Annotated in this window: 17 protein-coding genes, 1 pseudogene and 1 riboswitch; of the genes and pseudogenes, 6 read left to right on the top strand and 12 right to left on the bottom strand. The window is 37.9% G+C overall.

Going from position 1 to position 19,902, the window contains the following annotated elements; translation table 11 throughout:
* A pseudogene (locus tag M3600_RS20520) lies at positions 1–132 on the top strand (IS110 family transposase); the annotation flags it as partial.
* 325 nt (positions 133–457) lie between these two features.
* On the opposite strand, the gene M3600_RS20515 reads toward M3600_RS20520, so the two are convergent.
* Positions 458–922 (bottom strand): hypothetical protein, encoded by a 465-nt coding sequence (locus M3600_RS20515; protein ID WP_233314969.1) that lies wholly within the window; start codon positions 920–922, stop codon positions 458–460.
* A 339-nt stretch (positions 923–1,261) separates the two neighbouring features.
* On the opposite strand from M3600_RS20515, the gene M3600_RS20510 reads away from it, so the two are divergent.
* Positions 1,262–1,669, top strand: a complete 408-nt coding sequence (locus tag M3600_RS20510; protein WP_233314968.1) for a helix-turn-helix domain-containing protein — start codon at positions 1,262–1,264, stop codon at positions 1,667–1,669.
* A 346-nt stretch (positions 1,670–2,015) separates the two neighbouring features.
* Here the strand turns inward: M3600_RS20510 and M3600_RS20505 are convergent, their stop codons facing one another.
* Positions 2,016–2,510: a hypothetical protein gene (locus tag M3600_RS20505; protein WP_251647300.1), complete on the bottom strand. Its 495-nt coding sequence runs from the start codon at positions 2,508–2,510 to the stop codon at positions 2,016–2,018.
* 324 nt (positions 2,511–2,834) lie between these two features.
* On the opposite strand from M3600_RS20505, the gene M3600_RS20500 reads away from it, so the two are divergent.
* On the top strand, positions 2,835–3,467 hold the full coding sequence (locus tag M3600_RS20500) for an esterase/lipase family protein (protein ID WP_237943054.1): 633 nt from the start codon (positions 2,835–2,837) through the stop codon (positions 3,465–3,467).
* Between the two features lie 371 nt (positions 3,468–3,838).
* Here the strand turns inward: M3600_RS20500 and M3600_RS20495 are convergent, their stop codons facing one another.
* From M3600_RS20495 to M3600_RS20470, 5 genes are all read right to left on the bottom strand, one after another.
* A complete protein-coding gene (locus M3600_RS20495; RefSeq protein ID WP_251647299.1) occupies positions 3,839–4,333 on the bottom strand; it encodes an LURP-one-related/scramblase family protein in 495 nt (164 codons plus the stop codon).
* A gap of 166 nt (positions 4,334–4,499) precedes the next feature.
* On the bottom strand, positions 4,500–5,339 hold the full coding sequence (phnX, locus tag M3600_RS20490; protein WP_251647298.1) for a phosphonoacetaldehyde hydrolase: 840 nt from the start codon (positions 5,337–5,339) through the stop codon (positions 4,500–4,502).
* Between the two features lies 1 nt (position 5,340).
* Positions 5,341–6,429: a 2-aminoethylphosphonate--pyruvate transaminase gene (phnW, locus tag M3600_RS20485; protein WP_233314963.1), complete on the bottom strand. Its 1,089-nt coding sequence runs from the start codon at positions 6,427–6,429 to the stop codon at positions 5,341–5,343.
* A gap of 14 nt (positions 6,430–6,443) precedes the next feature.
* Positions 6,444–9,086: an extracellular solute-binding protein gene (locus tag M3600_RS29240; protein WP_311315949.1), complete on the bottom strand. Its 2,643-nt coding sequence runs from the start codon at positions 9,084–9,086 to the stop codon at positions 6,444–6,446.
* A complete protein-coding gene (locus tag M3600_RS20470) occupies positions 9,079–9,831 on the bottom strand; it encodes an ABC transporter ATP-binding protein (protein ID WP_251647297.1) in 753 nt (250 codons plus the stop codon). Before M3600_RS20470 ends, M3600_RS29240 begins: the two co-directional genes overlap by 8 nt.
* Positions 9,832–10,050: 219 nt before the next feature.
* On the opposite strand from M3600_RS20470, the gene M3600_RS20465 reads away from it, so the two are divergent.
* Complete coding sequence (locus M3600_RS20465; RefSeq protein WP_233314961.1) at positions 10,051–10,824, top strand: DeoR/GlpR family DNA-binding transcription regulator; 774 nt, start codon at positions 10,051–10,053, stop codon at positions 10,822–10,824.
* Positions 10,825–10,858: 34 nt separating this feature from the next.
* Here M3600_RS20465 and M3600_RS20460 read toward each other — a convergent pair whose 3' ends face one another.
* From M3600_RS20460 to mmuP, 5 genes are all read right to left on the bottom strand, one after another.
* The gene (locus M3600_RS20460; RefSeq protein WP_251647296.1) at positions 10,859–11,989 is read right to left on the bottom strand and encodes a glycerate kinase; all 1,131 of its coding nucleotides are present in this window, start codon (positions 11,987–11,989) and stop codon (positions 10,859–10,861) included.
* Between the two features lie 24 nt (positions 11,990–12,013).
* Complete coding sequence (locus M3600_RS20455) at positions 12,014–13,282, bottom strand: GntP family permease (RefSeq protein ID WP_251647295.1); 1,269 nt, start codon at positions 13,280–13,282, stop codon at positions 12,014–12,016.
* Positions 13,283–13,405: 123 nt separating this feature from the next.
* Positions 13,406–14,527, bottom strand: coding sequence for a CdaR family transcriptional regulator (locus tag M3600_RS20450; RefSeq protein ID WP_251647294.1), 1,122 nt, complete (start codon positions 14,525–14,527; stop codon positions 13,406–13,408).
* A gap of 803 nt (positions 14,528–15,330) precedes the next feature.
* The gene (gene mmuM / locus M3600_RS20445; protein WP_251647293.1) at positions 15,331–16,266 is read right to left on the bottom strand and encodes a homocysteine S-methyltransferase; all 936 of its coding nucleotides are present in this window, start codon (positions 16,264–16,266) and stop codon (positions 15,331–15,333) included.
* Positions 16,241–17,647 (bottom strand): S-methylmethionine permease, encoded by a 1,407-nt coding sequence (mmuP, locus tag M3600_RS20440; RefSeq protein WP_251647292.1) that lies wholly within the window; start codon positions 17,645–17,647, stop codon positions 16,241–16,243. The genes mmuM and mmuP overlap by 26 nt, the downstream gene beginning before the upstream one ends.
* Positions 17,648–17,723: 76 nt before the next feature.
* Positions 17,724–17,825: riboswitch (SAM riboswitch) on the bottom strand.
* 292 nt (positions 17,826–18,117) lie between these two features.
* Between mmuP and M3600_RS20435 the strand changes: the two genes are divergently transcribed.
* Together M3600_RS20435 and M3600_RS20430 are read left to right on the top strand one after the other, a co-directional pair.
* Positions 18,118–19,320, top strand: a complete 1,203-nt coding sequence (locus M3600_RS20435) for a CynX/NimT family MFS transporter (RefSeq protein ID WP_233314955.1) — start codon at positions 18,118–18,120, stop codon at positions 19,318–19,320.
* A 107-nt stretch (positions 19,321–19,427) separates the two neighbouring features.
* Entirely contained in the window at positions 19,428–19,901 is a 474-nt protein-coding gene (locus tag M3600_RS20430) for a CBO0543 family protein (RefSeq protein WP_251647291.1), read from the top strand.
* Position 19,902: the final 1 nt, after the last annotated feature.

Genomic DNA, 19,902 nt, shown 5'->3' with positions numbered 1-19,902 from the left:
CGAAAATATTATGATAAAAAACGCGAAGAAGGAAAGCCTTTTAAGGTAGCTGTTATTGCTTGTGTGAATAAGCTCTTACATTGGGTTTTTGCCCTGTTAAAAAGTAAAACAACTTTCCAAGATATAGAATAGAACCTATATCTAACTAAATAACGTAAAACCTTCCAATTATGAGAAGTAGGAAGGTTATTTGGTATACCCTTTTTTAGTATAACATGAAATATTTTTAGTATTTAATGAAAAATATTGACAAACTATTAGCTGGTTTAGCACCAGAACAAGGCAGAACCATAATCTAACTGGATCAAAGCTCCCCCTAATTTAAGTAAAACACTACACAAACCTAACAACTTACTAATATTTAAACAAAACTAAACGCTCCGATTTTATTCCGAGCGTTTTGGTGATGTGTAATTTAATATCCAATTTAATGCACCTATTTTTTTGTTTATGCAACTTATTCAATTACAACGTTCCCTACATATTGAGCACTACCCGCTGAATTAATAAATTCAACTTTTAAAACATATTTCCCTTTGTCACTAGGAAATGTAAATTCCCCAGAGTCATCCAACGCAAGTTCCGTATCTTTTTTATCTTTTAATAGAGCAACTGTTATATCTGGGTCAGTCCAAATATCTCCACCATTTTTATCGTTCTCTTTAAACTCCAAAGACACTTTTTGATCTGAAAAAACCTTGATTTCATCCAGTGATGATGCGTATTTTTCAATATCTTCTACTTTTTTTTGCACATCTTCACTTGCTGTATCCCAACTAATATTTGCTTCTTTTAATTGAACAGATGAAATATCAAAATTCAAGTGGGCAGTTGGAACTCCAACATCATAATCTTCTGCAAAACACCCTGTTAGTGTACAAGTAAAAATCAATCCTATAAATAGTTTAATAACTACTTTCATATCACACCTCATTTGTTTGCCCGTTTACCCGAATATATCTGCAGTGTAGAGCTTAAACTGTCCCTTCTGTGTTCTAGAAACGGAGTTCCAATCAAAATACCTGTTTCCTTTAGTTCAATCCCCTTATTTAAACCATTAATAAAATATAATTATTCGGAAGAGGTTCAAAATTTGGCTGTTAGTGTTTTCATGCCCCTTTACAATAATTAAACTGGAAACTTGATCTCCTTCTTTGTTTTTAGTTCTGTGAAGCGTTAATTAATGTATGAATTCTGAAGAAGATTCTGGTATAATATTCTAAATAATTCTTAATAAAGAACGAAATAAGGGGGGGTCAATATGAAAAACAACCAATTTGCTGGGGAGCTTGTAAATCGTCTTAAAGAACTCCGGCTTAAAAGGGACTGGACTATCAAACATACAGCTGAAAAAATCGGAATAGGAGCATCTATGTATTCTGGTTATGAGTCTCAACTTCGTCTGCCACCAATGGAATTATTGTCAAAGATTGCGGAGGTTTTTGATACTACAACTGATTATCTATTAGGAAGCCCCGAAAAAGTAGAACAAACAAAATCTCCAACAGATATAGATTGGATTTTATCACACGAAAACATTAACTATAGGGGCATTGAATTAACATATAAGGATAAAGAAAACGTGAAAGTATTATTAGAGATGTTGTTAGAGAATAGAATGGAACCAATGAATGATGTAGGCTGCTCCATAGAAGAAGGTCGACAATAGCAAGTCATAATGGTTAGACGGATGACTGAAATTACTTGAGGGAGTCCGGCTAGCTATTCACCAAATATATGTCATATCCCTTGTCTATATGGATACAGCACTTTTCCAATTTCTTATGTTTCATTCATTTGCAAACAATTAACTTTCGTTAACCTGCCATGATTTCTGCATAAAAGTACTAATTTTCTTTGTCTCAGAAATGGTGCCTCGTTTTAACATAATAAATGCATCTCCCTATATTTAAGGAAAGCCGCCGAAATATAGGATTGAAACTAAAAAATTGCACTCCAAAAAGTATGCTTTTTGTTTTTATTAATTAAGAATGTTGAGAGTATCTATAGAATAATCATAACCATTTTTCATTTTCATCGATCCATTTCCAAGTAGTTAAATCGAATGCGACTACTGCATCATGGAAAACAAAATAAGAAGGTAATACTAATGCATCTGCATCTGCCATCCTCCAGCAATTCTGAAACCATTCTGCTATTGCTCCTTCTTCCTTTGGGACTAACTCTTCTTCATTTGCCTCATAAAAGCTGTAAAATTCATCAAGCTGTTCATCTGATAGGTGTCTAAATTCCACGTCTGAGAGTATTCCTTTGCTACCAGCAAATAGCAATGAATCCTCCGTTTCTTTGAAAACTTCATTATTATCTCTATCCATTGAAAACATTCTAATGTCAATTGTTGATTGATCCATAAAAACTACAAAGTCTAATAAATCAATATCAGGCGAAAAATTATATTGCTGTATTTCTTTTAATTTTTCTATCAGAGTATCCGTATATTTATTTAGGCTTTCTAAAAGTGTATCCATAGTCTTGTTAACTAAAAACATAAAAACCTCCAAAACTTCTGTATATTAATATCCATTATATACCAAATGCAACGTTGAATATAAGTATGAATGTTATTTTTTGATTAGCTTTTAAAAAAATTATTGTACACAAAACCTTCTAATTAAAAATATTTAAACTGGGAGTATCCCTTCTTTCTCTATACTGCCCCGTTAATACCACGAATTTGCATTACTTAAAATTCCTCTTCTTATAGATATTAAAACTATTCAAGAATACAAACTATAAATAAATAGGAACTATTTAACAAATTAGTAATTTAAAGTATAATTTTATAGTAAATTATTATTTTTGGAGGGAGTTAAATGAAAAAACTATTAGTAGGTTTTATACTAAGTATCATTCTAATTTTGTCTGCAGTTGGGATACATCCAACTAACACAAACGCAGCCACTGACCATAATCCAGTTGTTTTAGTTCATGGCATTAGTGGCAATAGCTATAACTTTTATGCTATAAAGAATTATTTAGTGAGTCAAGGTTGGAATCGAGACAGTCTCTATGCAATTGATTTCTTAGACAAAACTGGTAGAAATTCAAACAATGGACCACAACTTTCTAGATATATAGAGGGTGTGTTAGCAGAGACTGGAGCAGATAAAATAGACATTGTTGCTCATAGTATGGGGGGAGCAAATACTCTCTATTACATTAAGTATCTAGGTGGAGGAGATAAGATTAGAAATGTGGTAACACTTGGTGGTGCTAACGGTCTTGTTTCCTCTACTGCACTACCAGGAACAGATCCAAACCAAAAAATTCTCTATACATCTATCTATAGTACAGGTGATAGGATTGTATATCCATACTTATCTAGATTAGAAGGTGCTAGAAATATTCAACTGTATGGAATTGGTCATATCGGGTTATTGTCTAACAGCCAAGTAAATGGTTATATCAAAGAAGGGTTAAATGGTGGAGGCCTTAATACAAATTAAAAGACAATTCCTTGGAACCGTACTATTACGGTTCTTTTTATAGTTCATCAGTATATCCGTTCATAATTATGAAAGAGTTTTGATTTAATTATCTAGTAAGTGGTACTACCCCTTTATCATATTTGAGCAAGCATAATCTTCATTAATATAGATTATCTTTATAGCGTAGCTTGAAAATTTAATTCTGTTCGGACTCACTACCTCTATACTCACTATTCCCCACATTTAATTTAGAGCAAGACCGATAAAACCTCATTTATTTATAGTACTAATACGTACCATATATAAATGAGGTTTTATCAAGTAAAATATAGCCGTGATGATTCCCTAATTATCTTTTTTCCATCTGCATATTTATTTCTGCATCTTCATCATGTCGCTGCCGAAGCAGCCGCTGCTTCATCAGCCTTCACACAATCAATTGCTACAACTAACGCGATAATAATAGCCTCCATCTCTTCATTCTCTATCTGAACCTTATAGCTGTCTCCCCAAGTAAACCATTCCTTGCTCACGGTACCAATCACATTGCCATGCTGTTTGACTTGAAAATCCATGTCCCACCAGTTACCCTGTACCTCAATATCTGCTGCATCTATCGTATACCGTGGTTTAAAGAATGAAAACTCTTTTCTTATCGTTAACGCCTCATGGCCATTTACCTCTACAAAAAACTTCGGTAAAAAGCTGAATACCTTTTTAGTAATAAGGGCAACTTCTTGTCTATTTGTATTCATTATGGAGAAGGTCTTTGGGACTTGCATAAAGCTTCCTTCCACATAATAAAAATCCTGCTCTGTTTGATCTTTCACTGTAAACTTTCCACTTAAACTGAATACCTTTTGCTTTATATAAAGTTGTTTCATAAGGCACCTCCTGTAAAATTGGGCAATCCAAAAGTGCTGATTTTTAAGTTTTCCTATTTGTTAACAATACGTATTAGCCATACCAAAAGATTCGTCCATTGCAAAAAAAGCAAAAGCCTCCCTAACGGAAGGCTTTTGCAACGGTTAATATTTCAAGTGTGTTTTTTTAAGCAATTGGCATCTTTATTTCAGCACCTGCACCAGGTTTTTTACCTGCCTCTATCATCTCTTCCAATTTCTCCATTAATAGAGGAAGCTCTCCCATCGTTTGGATAACAAAATCTGCACCATTTTCAATAAAACGCTGTCTTGTTGTGTAGATGCTTTGCTCCTTTTCTTCCTCTGTGAGTGCTGTGAATTCTTCTTGCGTTAGTCCCATTTCCGAGCTTCCAATTACAACTCCTACAGACCAGACTCCTGCATTAATGCCTTCCTTTATGTCGGATACTGTATCGCCAACTTTTATAACGTTCCAAGAGGCTGTCAGCTTTAATTCCTCCATATTACGGTAGATCATATAGGGATATGGTCTGCCATATGAATCTGTTTCGTCTGGAGTAACGAGAAAGTCTGGACTGTAGCCTTTTTGTTTAGCGTTTGGTACGACGATGTCCATCATTTTTTTTGTGTAGCCTGTTGTGGAGCCGATTTTGATGCCGCGCTCGCGTAAAACTTGGACTGTTTCAAGCACTTCTGGAATTGGATTGGTATATTCGCTTAAACTTGCGAGCAGGGCTGGCTCGAATTCAGCATATAGCCGCTCTACGTCTGCTTCTGTAAACTCACGTCCGTATTGCTCTTCCCATAGGCTTGAGATTCTTGGCATGGAAAGCATTGCTCGGATATGGTCGATTTTCAGCATCCCCATCGGTTCTCTTGCTTCTGCCATTGTTACATCGATTCCGGCATTGTGGAAAATATCAATAAACACATTTACTGGTGCAAAGCACCCAAAATCTACTGCTGTTCCTGCCCAATCTAGAATAATGCCTTCTACTCTGTTCATATTAAAGTCCTCCCATATATTCTTTAATAACATCACATAGTTCTTGTATGTCTGTTTCATAGATCTCGCCGATATTGCCAATACGGAATGTGTCTATATCAGTTAGTTTACCTGGGTATAGAACAAAACCTTTTTCTTTAACATACGAGTAGAAATCAATGAAGCTAAAAGTTTCACTTGGATACAGAAAGGTTGTTATAATTGGTGATTGCTTTTCTTCTGTAATATAAGCGGTAAAGCCGATCTCTGCTAGCCTGCTTCTTAGTACTGAATTATTTTTGTGATATCTTTCAAATCTAGCAGAAACACCGCCTTCTTCTAGCAGTTCATCGATTGCTTTTGAGAATGCTGCTACTACATGTGTTGGGGATGTAAAGCGCCATTTTCCGTCCTTGTCCATTTCCTTCCATTGATCAAACAGATCTAGCGATAAACTGCGGGCATTGCCTTCACATGCAATCAGTTCAAGCTTGTTGGCTAATACAAAACCGAAGCCAGGTACTCCTTGGATGCATTTGTTTGAGCTGCTTATTAAGAAATCTATTCCCAGCTCTGCAATGTTCATTTCCACACCGCCAAAGCTGCTCATTGCATCGATTATCAGCTTTTTATCATAATCCTTTGCTAACTGAGCTGCTAGAGTTAGAGGGTTTAAGATTCCTGTTGTTGTTTCACAATGAACCATCGCAATATGGGTAATCGTCTCATCTGCCTCAAGAATGTCTCTCACTTTTGCTTCGTTTGGATGTTCATTATACGCTGTACGGTATTCTACAAAGTTAAGACGCAAATATTTCGCCATTTTCACAATCCGCTCGCCATAGGCCCCGTTAGTAATAATAAGCAGTTTATCTTGCTCCGAAAGAGCTGTATGCAACACAGATTCTACTACAAAGCTGCCGCTCCCTTGCATTAATACTGCTGTATAGTCGCTTTCCGGTGCACCCGCCAGTTTTAGTAGCTGTGCTCTAATTTTTTGGGTAATTTGCTTGTAATCATCATCCCATGTACAGCGGTCAAACAGCATTTCTTCTTTTACTGCTTTGCTTGTTGTTAATGGTCCAGGTGTTAGTAATTTATAGTTTCTCATTGTTGTCTTCCTCCTTATTGTTTCGCTTCCGTAAATAATTGCTGATGCTTTTCTAATAGTTCTACAGTTAATTGCTCTGCATACTGTTTGGCATGTGCAGGTTTGTTAATGTCATCTACTGTTTCGCCTTCATAAATGGCTACTGGATAATTCGTGATTAATTCCTGTCTAGCATCATTGATAATTGTTTCCGCCATTTCCATGGCAAGCTTTGTTTTTTCCTTATCATCTTTGTTTACGACTGCAACTGATTCTGTCAAAGAGAAATTCCCTTCTGTCGGATCAACATAGCTGATCGGTGCTCCTTCCTCTTGCGCTTTAACTGCTTGGTGGCGAAGACCAAATCCTGCAGCTACTTCTCCAGCTTGAACTTTTTTGATAGGACCAGACCCTGAGCTTTCCAAATGGGGACCAACATTAGCAATCAGCTTTTCCAACACTTCTTTCCCTTCTTCTTCTCCGTATTCTGTTAGAATGGCTTGTACTAACAGCCACCCTGTTGATGAATCTGCAATATTTGGAATTGAGACTAAATCTTTATACTCAGGTTCTGTTAAATCCATAATAGACGTTGGCGCTTCTAAACCATTTTCCTTCAGTACCTCTGTGTTGACAAAAATCGCACCAGTAATTGCAAGGATTGGAGAATAAAAGGCTGGATGTTCATCAACTGCTTTTGTTTCAAACGTTAAATCTGTAAACATATCATTTTGTTGTTGTGCACTTTCAAGGAAATAGGAGCTCATTGTGACCAGATCTGCTTCTATGTCTTTTCCTTCGGCAATAAGTTTCCCGCCAAGTTCAGAAGTTCCTAAAGACTGTAATTGATATTTGCCTTCATAACCTGCTGCATTTAATGCATTTTCCATTGCTGTTATTGCCTCTTCATCACCATTTGTGGCAATCACTACTTTCTCTGACGCTGCACTGCTGTTACTGCAGGCAACCGTCACAAAAAACAGACTGACGGTTATCAATAACAAAGCCACTTGTTTCATCGCTTTTTGCATGTTAATCCCCTCACTTTTTTTGGATTTTGGAACAAAGCCTGCTGCTTTATGTTTTTGGACATAATCACAGATAAGCTTTACTGCTAAGTTTGTAACAAATATTAGAATCGACAGAACAAATATTTCATTGAATTTAGCAAAATGCTGCAGCTCCTTAATTTTGCTCGCAAGCACAACTGTCTGTGTCGATACTAAAAAGATAATCCCGCTGATGGTAACCATCGAATTGATAAAATAATAACTGAACATTTCGATAATTGTTGTTATAGAGTTAGGTAAGATAACTCTCCAAATTGTTTTGAACCAGCTATCTCCGAATAAACCTCCTGCTGTTTCCCAATTTGGATTCATTTTTGCTAACGTGTTTTTTGCCATCAAATATGGTGTTGTAAAATAATGAACGATATTACATAAGATGATAATTAAAAATGTTCCTTTTAGAGTGCTACCATTGATAAGTAGTAAATAAGATAATCCTAATACCATGCCAGGAACTGTATTACAGATGATAGAGATAACATCCAGCACCTTCGTTTTCATACTTGTTCGCGCTGCTAGTAATGCCGCGAAATAAGCTACTACTGTGCCAAAAACAGCTGTACTTGCTGCTATTAAAATCGAATTCTTGTAAACGAAAATTAATTCACTGGATTCAAGTACTGATTGAAAATGCCCCCAAGTAAATGACATATCATACGGATAACTGTTTACGAATGGTGCGATAAATATAACCGCAAATACAGACAGCATAGCTGTGATAATCAGTGCAGACAGAATACCGAAAGCACTGTCTCTTTTCTTATTCTCCAGCAGCTCCATATCAGAGACATTGTCATTATGAAAATTGGATTTTTCCAAATAGCTTAACAGGAAAATGCCAATTACACTTGGCAAAAGCATCATTACAGCGATTACTGCCCCATGGTTAAAATTAGGAATAGATCCAAGCATTACTTGATAAAGCTGTGTTGCGACAACATTGTACGTCCCGCCGATAGAGGCCGGAATACCAAAGTCTGTGAAGCTTAGGATAAACGAAAGCACAAACGCTCCACCTAATGTTCCAATTAACGGGCGAAGCACCGTGGTATTAAAACTGCGGAACACCCCATCTCCCATTAGTTTCGACACAATCATATATTTCTTGTCTACCTGCATAAAGGAGTTGTGAATTAACAAAAATGCTGGTGGAATGGTATAAATGACATAGCCAAGCAATAAGCCATTAAAGCCATAAATATTGAATAATTTCCCGCCAAATATGTTTGTCAGCAAGCCTTGCTTTCCGAATGAATAAATAATCGCAAAGCCATATGTTATTGTCGGGAGCAGCATTGGAACAAGAATGCCAATTCTAACCGCTTTTTTCAGTGGCTGAAACATCCTAGTACATTGAATACTGTATGCCAGCACAAACGCGATAACGGTTGTTAATACAGCAGTAAGCCCTGACACTTTCACACTGTTCCAAACTGCTTCACCAAAAGCTTTATCTGTTATTACTGTCTTAAAATGAAGCAACGATAAACCTTCATCTCCCTGCACCGACCGAATAAACAGCAGAATGAGCGGAACAAGCATAAATAACGAGAACAGAAGAACAACGAGCCAATAAATAAGGCGCATCTCTTTTTTGACACTATACATGGGCGCCACCATATAAGGACAGAATGCTTTGTCTTTTCGTCTCCAGCTGTTTCAAAATAAAGCTGCGTACAAATTCATTTTGTGGACGCTGCATGATATCTTCTGGTGTTCCAAACTGGGAAACTTTACCGTCGTTGATGATGAGAATTTTATCTGACATCGTCATCGCCTCTTCCGGATCATGTGTAACCAGAATTGTCGTTAGCTTAAACTCCTTAGCGATTGTTTTAATTCTTTCCTTAATCGATTCTTTAATAACCCCATCTAAAGCACTCAAAGGCTCATCCAATAATAGAATTTTCGGTTTTGTCACCAGTGTCCTCGCTAGTGCGACTCGCTGCTTTTGCCCTCCTGATAATTCATGAATTCGTTTAGTCAAATGAGGCTGCAGTTCAAGGAAATCAATGTACTCTTGAATTTCTTGTTCTGTAATGCTGCCTTTTTTATTTTTTAATCCGTAACGGATATTGTCATATGCATTCAAATGAGGAAATAGTGCATAGTCTTGGAATACAATATTAAATCCTCGTTTTTCCATTGGAACTTTTGAAACATTATCCTCATTGAAAAGTATTTTGCCATTATCCATTTTTACTAATCCTAATATGATTTTTAATAGAGTTGTTTTTCCACTTCCACTTTTACCTAAAAGGGAGACGATTTCCCCTGTTTGGATGGATAAGCTAATATCTGACAGAACCTCTTTATCCCCGAATTGTTTGCTGACATTTTGTAGTTGAAGCAAACTTTCCACCTCCTCTTGCACAACTTCAGTATAAATACTATATGTAAATGACAAACCTGTTTTTTGTTAAGCGAATGTAAAATATGCATATTTTAAGCATAAGTTATACATTAGTTTTGCATATATTCATTTTAATTAATTAGTGTTTCTTGCTTTTTATCTACGTATAAAGTATAAATAGAGGCAAGTTCACTATTAAAATGAATGAGGGGAAAAAGCATGTTTCCACTAGAAAGACAAAAAAGAATTATAGAATTGTTGATGGTCAAAAAAGTCCTTAAAATGACAGAATTAACTTCAGAGCTTGGCATCTCTGTTGATACTTTACGCAGAGATATTCAAACGCTAACGAATGAGGGGAAAATTGAGAAAATATATGGTGGTGTGAAGCTAGTTGAATCGTTCTTAGGTGAATCGACTATGGGAGAGCGGATGGTCAGCCACTTGACTGAAAAAGAAAGCATTGCCCTTACATGCAGCAATCTCATCAATGATGGCGATTGTATCTTTCTCGACAGCGGCTCTACAACCTATCAAATCGCCAAATATATTAAAAACAAGAAAAACTTGACGGTCGTAACCAACTCCATTCCAATCATAACCGAGCTAATGACTAGCGATGTGGAATTGATTGTGATTGGCGGCAAAATCCGTAAAGAAGAAAATTCAGTAGTAACATTTGATTATCTATTTAACTTTCAAGAGCTCAATATCTATAAAGCGTTTATCTGTACAAGCGGGATTACGCTAGAAAAGGGAATTTCTGATTATAATTTAGAGGAAGTCTTAACAAGGAAGAAAATGATTGAAATATCCAAGGAAATTTATGTTGCTGCTGATAGTTCGAAGTTTGGTAAAGACGTGACCGTTAGCATTGCCCCGCTAGAGAGTATTGATTACATCATTACAGATGCCAATTTATCTGATAGTATTGTCGAGCAGTTCCGCGAAACAAATTGCACTTTAATACTCGCAGAAAATACGGAAAAATAAGAAAGGGGAGTCACACAACGGTGACTCCCCTTTCTTATTTCATCCCCCAGACAACAGCAATATTCCGGGCTGTTCTTTCCACGTATTCCTCTGCATTCTGAAATGCTTCCTGTAAGGATATAACACCTGGAATGATGCTGAAGACTGCGTCAATGCCGTGTTCATGAACAACATCACTGTCACTTGCAGCATTACCAGCTATGGCTATTACAGGGACACCATGTTTTTTGGCAGTCTTAGCGACGCCGATTGGGTTTTTCCCAAAAATCGTCTGACTGTCTATTTTTCCTTCTCCTGTAAGGACTAAATCAGCATCAGCAACAAGCTCAGAAAGCCGGGTTGCTTCAATCACAATGTCGACGCCGCGCTTCAAATCAGCTTGCATAAATGCCAGCAAACCGCCGCCCAGTCCGCCTGCTGCTCCTGCCCCAGGTACTTCAGCTATTTTTATGCCTAATTCTCGTTCAATGACTGCTGCATAATGAGCTAGGTTTTCATCTAGTTGGTGCACGATTTCAGGAGTGGCACCTTTCTGCGGACCAAAGATGGCAGAAGCTCCTTTTGGACCAATCAAGGGGTTATCCACATCGCAAGCCACTTCGATTTTGACACCAGCTAACCTTGAGTCCAAATGCGATAAATCGATGGCAGCAAGACTGCTGAGGAAACCGCCGCCATCTTCTAATTTTTGACCGTTCTTATCAAGGAAACGGGCACCAAGCGCGCTTGCCATCCCAGCACCGCCGTCATTAGTCGCACTGCCGCCAATACCGATAATAATATGGTCGATATTATGCTCAAGTGCAGCGGCAATTAATTCACCAGTGCCTCTTGTTGTCGTAACAAGGGGATTTCTTTTTTCTGATGGTACTAAATAAAGCCCAGAGGCTGCCGCCATTTCGATTATTGCAGTTGTTTCATTACCAAGTATTCCGAAAAACGCCTCTACTTTCTCGCCTAACGGGCCAGTCACTGTTTTTGTGATAATTCTTCCGCCTGTTGCATCCACTAATGACTGCGTAGTACCCTCTCCTCCATCAGCCATAGGCACTTTCACATACTCAGCATCAGGAAATACTTGCTTAAAGCCGTTTTCAAGCGATTCTGCTACCTGTAATGCTGATAAGCTTTCTTTAAAGGAATCTGGTGCAAGGACAATCTTCATCTTTATTGCTCCTTTCTATATTTTTTAGCCAAATAGTTTAAACACCCCATAAATAAGGGTTGATATGATTGCTAATGTTAAGCCCACTAGTGTTTCATATGGCAATAGCTTTAGGCGTTCCTTCATGTCCATGTTGACACTGCCGCCTGTAGAATGGAAGAAACTTCCGTGTGGAAGATGATCTAGAACAGTAGCACCAGCATGAATCATTGCAGCACCGGCAAGGGCTGACACACCCATGTCAAGGATGGTAGAACTGAACACTTGGCTTGCCACTGCTGTTCCTGCAGTAGTAGAAGCTGTTGCTGCCGACATAAAAATTCCCGATACAGGTGCAAGCACATAACCTGGAAGTCCAAGGACATTTAACCCATCAATGAGCACATCCTTTAAACCAGAATTAGCAATAATTCCTGCTAATGTGCCTGTTCCAAGCAGCATGATCGCAACACCGGACATCTTTCCTAAGCCAGATACAGCATAATCATTAATCTTTTTCCCTCTCCCCATCACAATTGCACCGACTATTCCGCCAACCGGCAAGGCAATCATTGGATCGATGCTAATATTAAATATCGGCCGTAATGCTAATAACAAAATCGTTACAATCGGCGCCACAATCGCTGTTAAAAAGGATGGAAGCTCCATGCTGTTAGGAGAGTCAATTTCCGCTAACTGGACGACTGACCCTTTTTTGACAAGTCTTTTTGCAAGCAAATAGGTAATGGCGAGTCCGAAAACAGCTGGAATGATACCTGCAGCCATAATGGATGTTAACGGAACATTAAAGGCATCCGAAGCAGCAATCGCGTTCGGGTTTGGTGACATGATATTCCCTGCCTTACCTCCGCCAATCATTGCCAGCAAAATAGCGGTTTTAGAAATGCCGGCCTTTTTAGCAATTGCCAAAGCAATCGGTGCTACTGTAATAACGGCTACATCAACAAACACACCGACTGTGGTCAACATCATCGTCGCTAATGATAAAGCGAGGAGCGCCCTTGTTTCTCCCAGCTTTTTTACAATCGTTTCTGCGATAACAGCGGCCGCACCAGATTCAATCAAGACACCAGCAAGCACCCCAGCTGCCAGAATTCTTAGCACTGCAGGAATAATCCCCTCCGCACCTTCTATCATTAACAAAACTGTATTAGCTATATCTACTCCTCCGACTAGTCCACCGACTAAGGCGCCGGCAATCATGCCATAAGCAGGAGAAACTTTCTTCAGTATTAATACAATTGCTACAACAAGTGCTACAATTGCTCCTAAAGCGCTTACTTGAATGTCCAAAATAGCTCCTCCTCATTTGTTTGTTATTATTAATAATTGTAAGCGTTTCCTAAATGTTTTTCTTCGTTCATTCCATAAAAAAAAGCTTGGCAGCTCCAAGCTTTTTTGTGCATTTGCACAAGTCTATGAAAGTTGATTTTGAAGAACAGAAAGATAAAGCTCTACTAACTCCTTTATTTTCCGCGGGTCCTTACCTGTCAGCTCATTAATTCGCTCTAAACGGTAGCGAAGTGTATTGCGATGAATAAACAGCCTTGCTGCCACTTTGTTCACGTCTCCATTTTCCTCTACATACATAAGCATGGTTTCAAGCAATTCCCCTTTTTTATCCTGTTGCTTCAGCCTCTCGATATAGGTACCAAACTTAACATCTAGCCCCTGTTCTTTTGCTTGCGACAGAAAAATCGGCAGCTTTCTGTCCTCTGAGGAATAGATGTTCTTATCTGGATCTAGCTTTTTACCAACCTTTAAAGAATGTACAGCTTCCTGATAAGAAATACGTATCCCTTCCAAGCCGCTGTAGTATGTTCCAAGAGAAAATTTGACTGCCAGCTCTTCCTGTTTTTCGAGATAAGACATCCATCTCTCCAGCTCAGCTCTTGTGGCTGCTTGATTCCAGACGCCATTTTTTAACACAATCCTTTTTAATAGAATAATATAATGTTGGTGGACAACATATAAATCATCCTTTGACAGATTTGCACGAATGGTTTTAAAAACTTTAGCATTATCATCTGCTGCCATAATTATTACCGTTCTTGGAATAGTTAAGTCCATGCCGAGCCGCCTAGCTCGGTCAAAATAGAGTGAATCAAAGTCCTCCTGTCCATTAAGCAGCATCGTCACAAGCTCTTCTTTTAACCGCTGATCCCATTGCATTTCCTCCATTAAAAAGGCTTGCTGGATGATCATTTCGGCAGCCATTCTGACAAGCTCTCCATAATTACGGATTTCCTCAGGTGCTCCCGTTATCCCAATGACACCAACAACTTTTTCATGAAAAGTAATCGGCAAGTTTATACCTGCTTTCACCCCATGAAACTTATCTGCTTCTGTAACACCAATTTCAAAACCAGTCTGCGTTTCGATTACCTTTACTGCACCTTCATGGATAGAATCAACTCTATCCTCATCCCCTGAGGCAATAATAACCCCTTTTTCATTCATAACATTAATATTCCAATTTATAATTGTCATCGTGCGATTGACGATTTCCTGTGCTAGCTCCTTGTTTAAGTATTTCATCTGAACCCTCTTTTCTGGTACAAAAGGATATCCTTCTTTATTAAGATTATATTTATCTTAACATAGCAGTCTATTCTGACTTCACTTAATTTTTTTAAGTTATTCTTTCTATTAAATATCTTATTAAAAATATAATGCAACCTTTTCTTTATAATCACGTAGGTCCTCTTACTAGCAACAAACGATATCCATAAAAAAGCACCCTAATCTTAATGTAGTCTAAAAATTAGGGCACCCACCATATTATATGAAATAAAAAAACTATATTTCACTTAGGAATAACTATTCTGAATACAAAAGTGTTTATTATTGATGTAATTATATTTTGTGGGAAGAAATTTTAGGACGGGCAACAAGAAAGAAAATCGTATGCAAAACAAAGAAGATTACCGCAAATATAAGAAAATCTACTATCAAAATAAATTCAACATTATTTTGTATGAAGTCATGAAGAAAGAAAGTTATAATAAATACAATGAAGCAGCTTAAAGTACTTTGTTTCCAAAAAGAACTGTATGCTATTTTTGAAATGAAAAACACCTCCTCTATTCACCATTCTAATCACATCTTAATTTAAATCTTCAGCTGGTACAACCTGAATATCAACCCACTATCCTATCGCTTCAAAATATAATATAAATGCCCTATAAAAAAGATATATAACTATAGATATACTTACAAAAACTATATTATTTATCTCTTATCAAATTTACTTCTCTCCATTTAAAATAAATTATAGACTTAAATTTTCTCTTTCCTTATAAAAAAAGACTTGGATTATATCCAAGTCTCAGAATTATTCACTACCGCAATTCTCTAGCAATTACTGCAATATCCCGCGGTGATGTTCGGCAACAGCCGCCGATAATGCTCGCTCCTGTTTTAAACCATTCTTTATGGCTTAAACTTGCGCATGCTTCCTCGCCATGCCAAGTTTTTGTGGTCGGGTCGTATGTTTCGCCTGAATTCGGGTAGACAATTATTGGTTTATTTGTACTTTCTTTTATATTTTTGATTGCTTCTGTGATGATTTGTGCTGATGCACAATTAAAGCCGATGGCGGCAATTTGGTCGTGTTCTGTGAATTGTCTGCCACAATCCTTTAATGGTGTGCCGTCACTGATTTGTGTTTCATCTTTTAATGAGAAAGAAAGCCAGGCGTATGTATTCGGAAATTCCTTTAGTATTTCAGTCAGTACGGTTGCTTCCTGCAAAGAGGGAATTGTTTCAAATGCAAGAATATCAGCTCCTGCTTCCATTAATGCTATCATTCTTTTCCGATGAAAGTCTGTAAGTACTTTGTTTGTTACATCATAGTTCCCGACATATTCAGATCCATCTGCCAAGTATGCGCCATATGGTCCGACTGATGCAGCGACTAACGGCTTGGGTCTGTTTGACTGTTCGTGCTCTTTCCAGAAGTCATCTCTAGCCTTTCTGGCAAGAGCAACGGATTTTTTTATCAACTCTATTGCTTTTGTTTCATTTATATCTCTTTCTGCAAAGCCTGCAATCGAGGCCTGATAGCTTGCGGTGATGGCGCAATCTGCTCCTGCGCGAAAATATTCTGTATGCACTTGATAAATAAGCTCTGGCTTTTCTAAAAGCACTCTTGCTGACCAAAGCGGGTCATCTAAATTACAGCCATGTGCTTCTAATTCTGTCGCTAATGCTCCGTCTAAAATCATCAGCGGATAATCTGATAAAATATTGTTAATTGGATTGCTGCTGATCGACATACTTTACTTCTCCTTTTTTTAATTTCTTCATTACATAAAAGCTAACATAGCAAAATAGGATAAATGGAATTCCGCAATACAGGGCAATCCGTTGTGTTGGGTCAAAGGCAATACCAATACATGATGCGAGACATAATAAGAAAGAAGCAATCGGTACAAATGGATACAACGGTGTGCGATAGACTAAGCTGTCGACAGAGTTTCCTTCTTTAATAAAGCGTCTGCGGAACAAAAACTGTGAAGCACTAATGCTCATCCAAACAGCGACAACAGCTAGTCCAGAAATAGACACGAGCACGATATAAACTGTATCTGGAGCTACTATGCTTGATAAAAGCGCTAATCCTCCGCCCAACATGCTGAAAATCACGGCATACACTGGAACCCCTTTTTTCGACAGCTTTTTAAACTTCTGTGAAATTGTATTTTTATCTGCAAGTGACCAGAGCATTCTCGAAGCTGCATAAAGGCCTGAATTAGCAGCAGACAAAATGGCGGTCAAGATTACAAAGTTCATGATATCTGCCGCATATGGAATTCCAATCCGCTCAAACACTGTTACAAATGGGCTTTCTAACACCCCGGCTTCGGATGCTGGCAATAGGGCAGACAATACAAAAATAGTACCAACAAAGAAAATGATTAAACGCCATAATGTTGTATGAATTGCTTTTGGGACGTTTTTTTGCGGATCTGCCGTTTCACCTGCAGCAATTCCAATTAACTCTGTTCCTGAAAAAGCAAAATTAACAGCAAGCATCGTCATAAACAACGTGACAGCACCGTTCGGGAAAAGACTGCTACTTGTAAAATTACTCAGCAGCGGTGCAGACTGTGAATGAGTCATTGGAATAAGCCCGAACACTGCTCCTAATCCTAAAATAATAAAAAGGGCAATGGCAATTACTTTAATAGAGGAAAACCAAAATTCAGATTCAGCAAACAATCTGACTGTAAGTATATTAAGTATGAAAATTAAAATTGCAAATACTAAGCTCCAAATCCACACATTAACAGATGGAAACCAGCGCTGCATGAGAAGTCCTGCAGCTGTAAATTCTGATCCTAATGCAACAGTCCACGTTAGCCAGTACAACCAGGCAACTGTATAACCAGTAGCTGGGTTAATGTATTTAGCGGCATAGCTGTGGAAGGCTCCTGTTTCTGGCATATGCACAGCCAGCTCCCCTAAGCACAGCATCACTAGATACACAACAAGCGCACCAATGAGGTAGGCCAGTATTGTACCGATAGGACCTGCCTGCTGTATAGTGTAGCCTGAACTTAAAAAGAGTCCTGTTCCAATTACTCCTCCAAGTGACAGCATCACTAAATGTCTTGTTTGCATTTTCCGCTGAAATTGTTGTTTGTTCTTTTCCATCTTAACTCTCCTTAAAATATCCAGAAAAAAACACACCCTAAAATAGAGTGCGCTGCTGACTAATAAATAACATAAGCTCTTATCTATCAGGAGTCACCCGACTGGAATTAGCACAGTGTCAAAAAGACCTGTTGCTGAGGCTTCATAGGGCCAGTCCCTCCGCCTCTCTGGATAAGAAATATTTTTATTACATTAACAATCTATGAAATTATTGTCAATAGGGGCAATTTTGACTAAGTTAGCAGAGAGTTATTCTTACATTTCTTTTTTAAGAGTAATTATGCTTATTATCTAAATGGAGGATTGTATAAGCAGTATTTTAAAATAACAAAAATCAGCAAAATTTTTTCTTTTAAAAGTAGCTATATCATTCTATTAGTTCTTACATCCTGTGAATTCCTTCTCAAAAAAACTTGCTTTCTTATGTTATACTGTATAAGGTTTGCAACATTTGAGAGGAGTTACCTAGTATGGACTTATCAAAATCATCTGATTACAACAAATCTATTTCTATTTATTTACTTATTGCAGGCATCGTGCTTGTCGCTTTCAACCTTCGACCGGCAATTACGTCATTAGGACCGCTTGTCGGCTTCATACAAGAAGATGTTGGACTAGCCCATTGGAGCTCTGGCTTGCTGATGAGCTTGCCCTTGATCACGTTTTCTGTCATGTCACCCCTCGTCCCTAAAATATCCAGCAGATTATCAAATGAAAAGACATTGCTTCTCGGTTTAATCATTTTATTGACTGGCATATGCTCTAGGTCAATTCCTTATACGTTCTTTCTTTTCGCCGGTACTCTGCTCGTCGGTATAGGGATTGCAATTGGCAATGTTTTGCTCCCTGCCATTGTTAAAGATAAATTCCCAGAAAAGTTCGGGTTAATGACAAGCGTTTACTCCACATCAATGGGTGTGTTCGCGTCTTTAGCTTCCGGATTAAGTGTCCCATTAGCTGACGGACAAGGCTTGGGCTGGCAAGGTGCTCAAATGGTTTGGGGAATTCCTGCAGTTGCTGCGATTATTGTATGGTTCTATTTATTGAAATACAATAGAGAAGATAAAGAGGTCATTACTGGTGCAAAGCCAGTCTCAACAAAAGTTTGGTCATCACCGATTGCATGGCAAATTGCCGTGTTCATGGGATTTCAGTCGTTTTTATTTTATGTGACCATCTCTTGGCTGCCAGAAATCCTGCATAGTTATGGAATGAGTCTTGAAACTGCAGGCTGGATGCTGTCCTTTACGCAGCTGGTAGGTTTACCTGCAAGCTTTTTCATCCCGTTTATAGCAAGCCGTCTTCGTTCCCAGTCGTTGATTGCCTGCGGTTTAGGCATTTGTGCTATTTTAGGATACAGCGGTCTTCTGTTTAGTGCAGATCACTATCCAATCCTAATTATCAGTATCATCCTAATCGGTTTGGCACTTGGCGGAATTTTCCCATTAGCTCTCAGCTTAATCGGCTTCCGTTCTCAAAATGCTAAACAGGCAGCAGAACTGTCTGGGATGGCCCAATCAACAGGTTATATCTTAGCTGCTGTTGGCCCACTATTTATCGGTTCCTTGTTTGATTGGACACATGTTTGGTCAATCCCAATCGTGCTATTAATCATTATTGCAGGGATTGTGACAATATTTGGGATTTTGTCAGGTCGGGATAGACATATATAATCTTTATAAAAAACGGTGCACATTATTGTGTACCGTTTTTTTAGTATTTTATAGTAAATAATTGTAATTCATACGGACAAACTAAGAAAAAACCAAAGGAGAAAGCAATGTCTAAACGAAATGAACTTATCTTTTTACGAATTTTATTTGTTGTCAGTATTGGCTTTTTCTTAAACCTGATTAGAAAACCACTTTTAAAGGACTGGCTGATTATCTTTGTGTTTAAAAGCTATATTGCTTCAATCTTAGATTACCTCGTTGTCAAAAAAGGCTATATTACATACCCTGTCAGGATTTTCAAATCTTTTGATATTAGTGTGCTTTTCAGCTACCTGATCTTTCCTGTCACTTGTGTTTATTACAATCAAGCAACAAAAAATTCAAGATTGCCGGGAATATTGTTTAAATGTCTGCTTTTTAGTCTTCCTTCTGCAGTTGCAGAACATTTTATCGAGAAGCATACAAAGCTGGTCCAATATAAAAAAGGCTGGAATTCTTCTTTCAGTTTCCTTTCGATTGCGTTAACCTTCTTATTTGTTCGAACCTTTATATCGATTGTTCGTAAAGTTGAAAAAGCATAAG

It is taken from the genome of Niallia sp. MER 6 (genome assembly GCF_023714395.1).
GTDB lineage: Bacteria > Bacillota > Bacilli > Bacillales > Cytobacillaceae > Niallia.
This window is presented reverse-complemented; position numbering and strand designations above follow the sequence as displayed.

Bases quoted from the DNA above. Each gene is read 5' to 3' on its own strand.
- M3600_RS20510 (WP_233314968.1), top strand. From the start codon at position 1,262: ATGAAAAACAACCAATTTGCTGGGGAGCTTGTAAATCGTCTTAAAGAA.
- M3600_RS20505 (WP_251647300.1), bottom strand. From the start codon at position 2,510: ATGTTTTTAGTTAACAAGACTATGGATACACTTTTAGAAAGCCTAAAT.
- M3600_RS20500 (WP_237943054.1), top strand. From the start codon at position 2,835: ATGAAAAAACTATTAGTAGGTTTTATACTAAGTATCATTCTAATTTTG.
- phnW (WP_233314963.1), bottom strand. From the start codon at position 6,429: ATGAGAAACTATAAATTACTAACACCTGGACCATTAACAACAAGCAAA.
- M3600_RS20460 (WP_251647296.1), bottom strand. From the start codon at position 11,989: ATGAAGATTGTCCTTGCACCAGATTCCTTTAAAGAAAGCTTATCAGCA.
- M3600_RS29240 (WP_311315949.1), bottom strand. From the start codon at position 9,086: ATGTATAGTGTCAAAAAAGAGATGCGCCTTATTTATTGGCTCGTTGTT.
- M3600_RS20450 (WP_251647294.1), bottom strand. From the start codon at position 14,527: ATGAAATACTTAAACAAGGAGCTAGCACAGGAAATCGTCAATCGCACG.
- mmuM (WP_251647293.1), bottom strand. From the start codon at position 16,266: ATGTCGATCAGCAGCAATCCAATTAACAATATTTTATCAGATTATCCG.
- M3600_RS20435 (WP_233314955.1), top strand. From the start codon at position 18,118: ATGGACTTATCAAAATCATCTGATTACAACAAATCTATTTCTATTTAT.
- M3600_RS20515 (WP_233314969.1), bottom strand. From the start codon at position 922: ATGAAAGTAGTTATTAAACTATTTATAGGATTGATTTTTACTTGTACA.
- phnX (WP_251647298.1), bottom strand. From the start codon at position 5,339: ATGAACAGAGTAGAAGGCATTATTCTAGATTGGGCAGGAACAGCAGTA.
- M3600_RS20430 (WP_251647291.1), top strand. From the start codon at position 19,428: ATGTCTAAACGAAATGAACTTATCTTTTTACGAATTTTATTTGTTGTC.
- mmuP (WP_251647292.1), bottom strand. From the start codon at position 17,647: ATGGAAAAGAACAAACAACAATTTCAGCGGAAAATGCAAACAAGACAT.
- M3600_RS20495 (WP_251647299.1), bottom strand. From the start codon at position 4,333: ATGAAACAACTTTATATAAAGCAAAAGGTATTCAGTTTAAGTGGAAAG.
- M3600_RS20465 (WP_233314961.1), top strand. From the start codon at position 10,051: ATGTTTCCACTAGAAAGACAAAAAAGAATTATAGAATTGTTGATGGTC.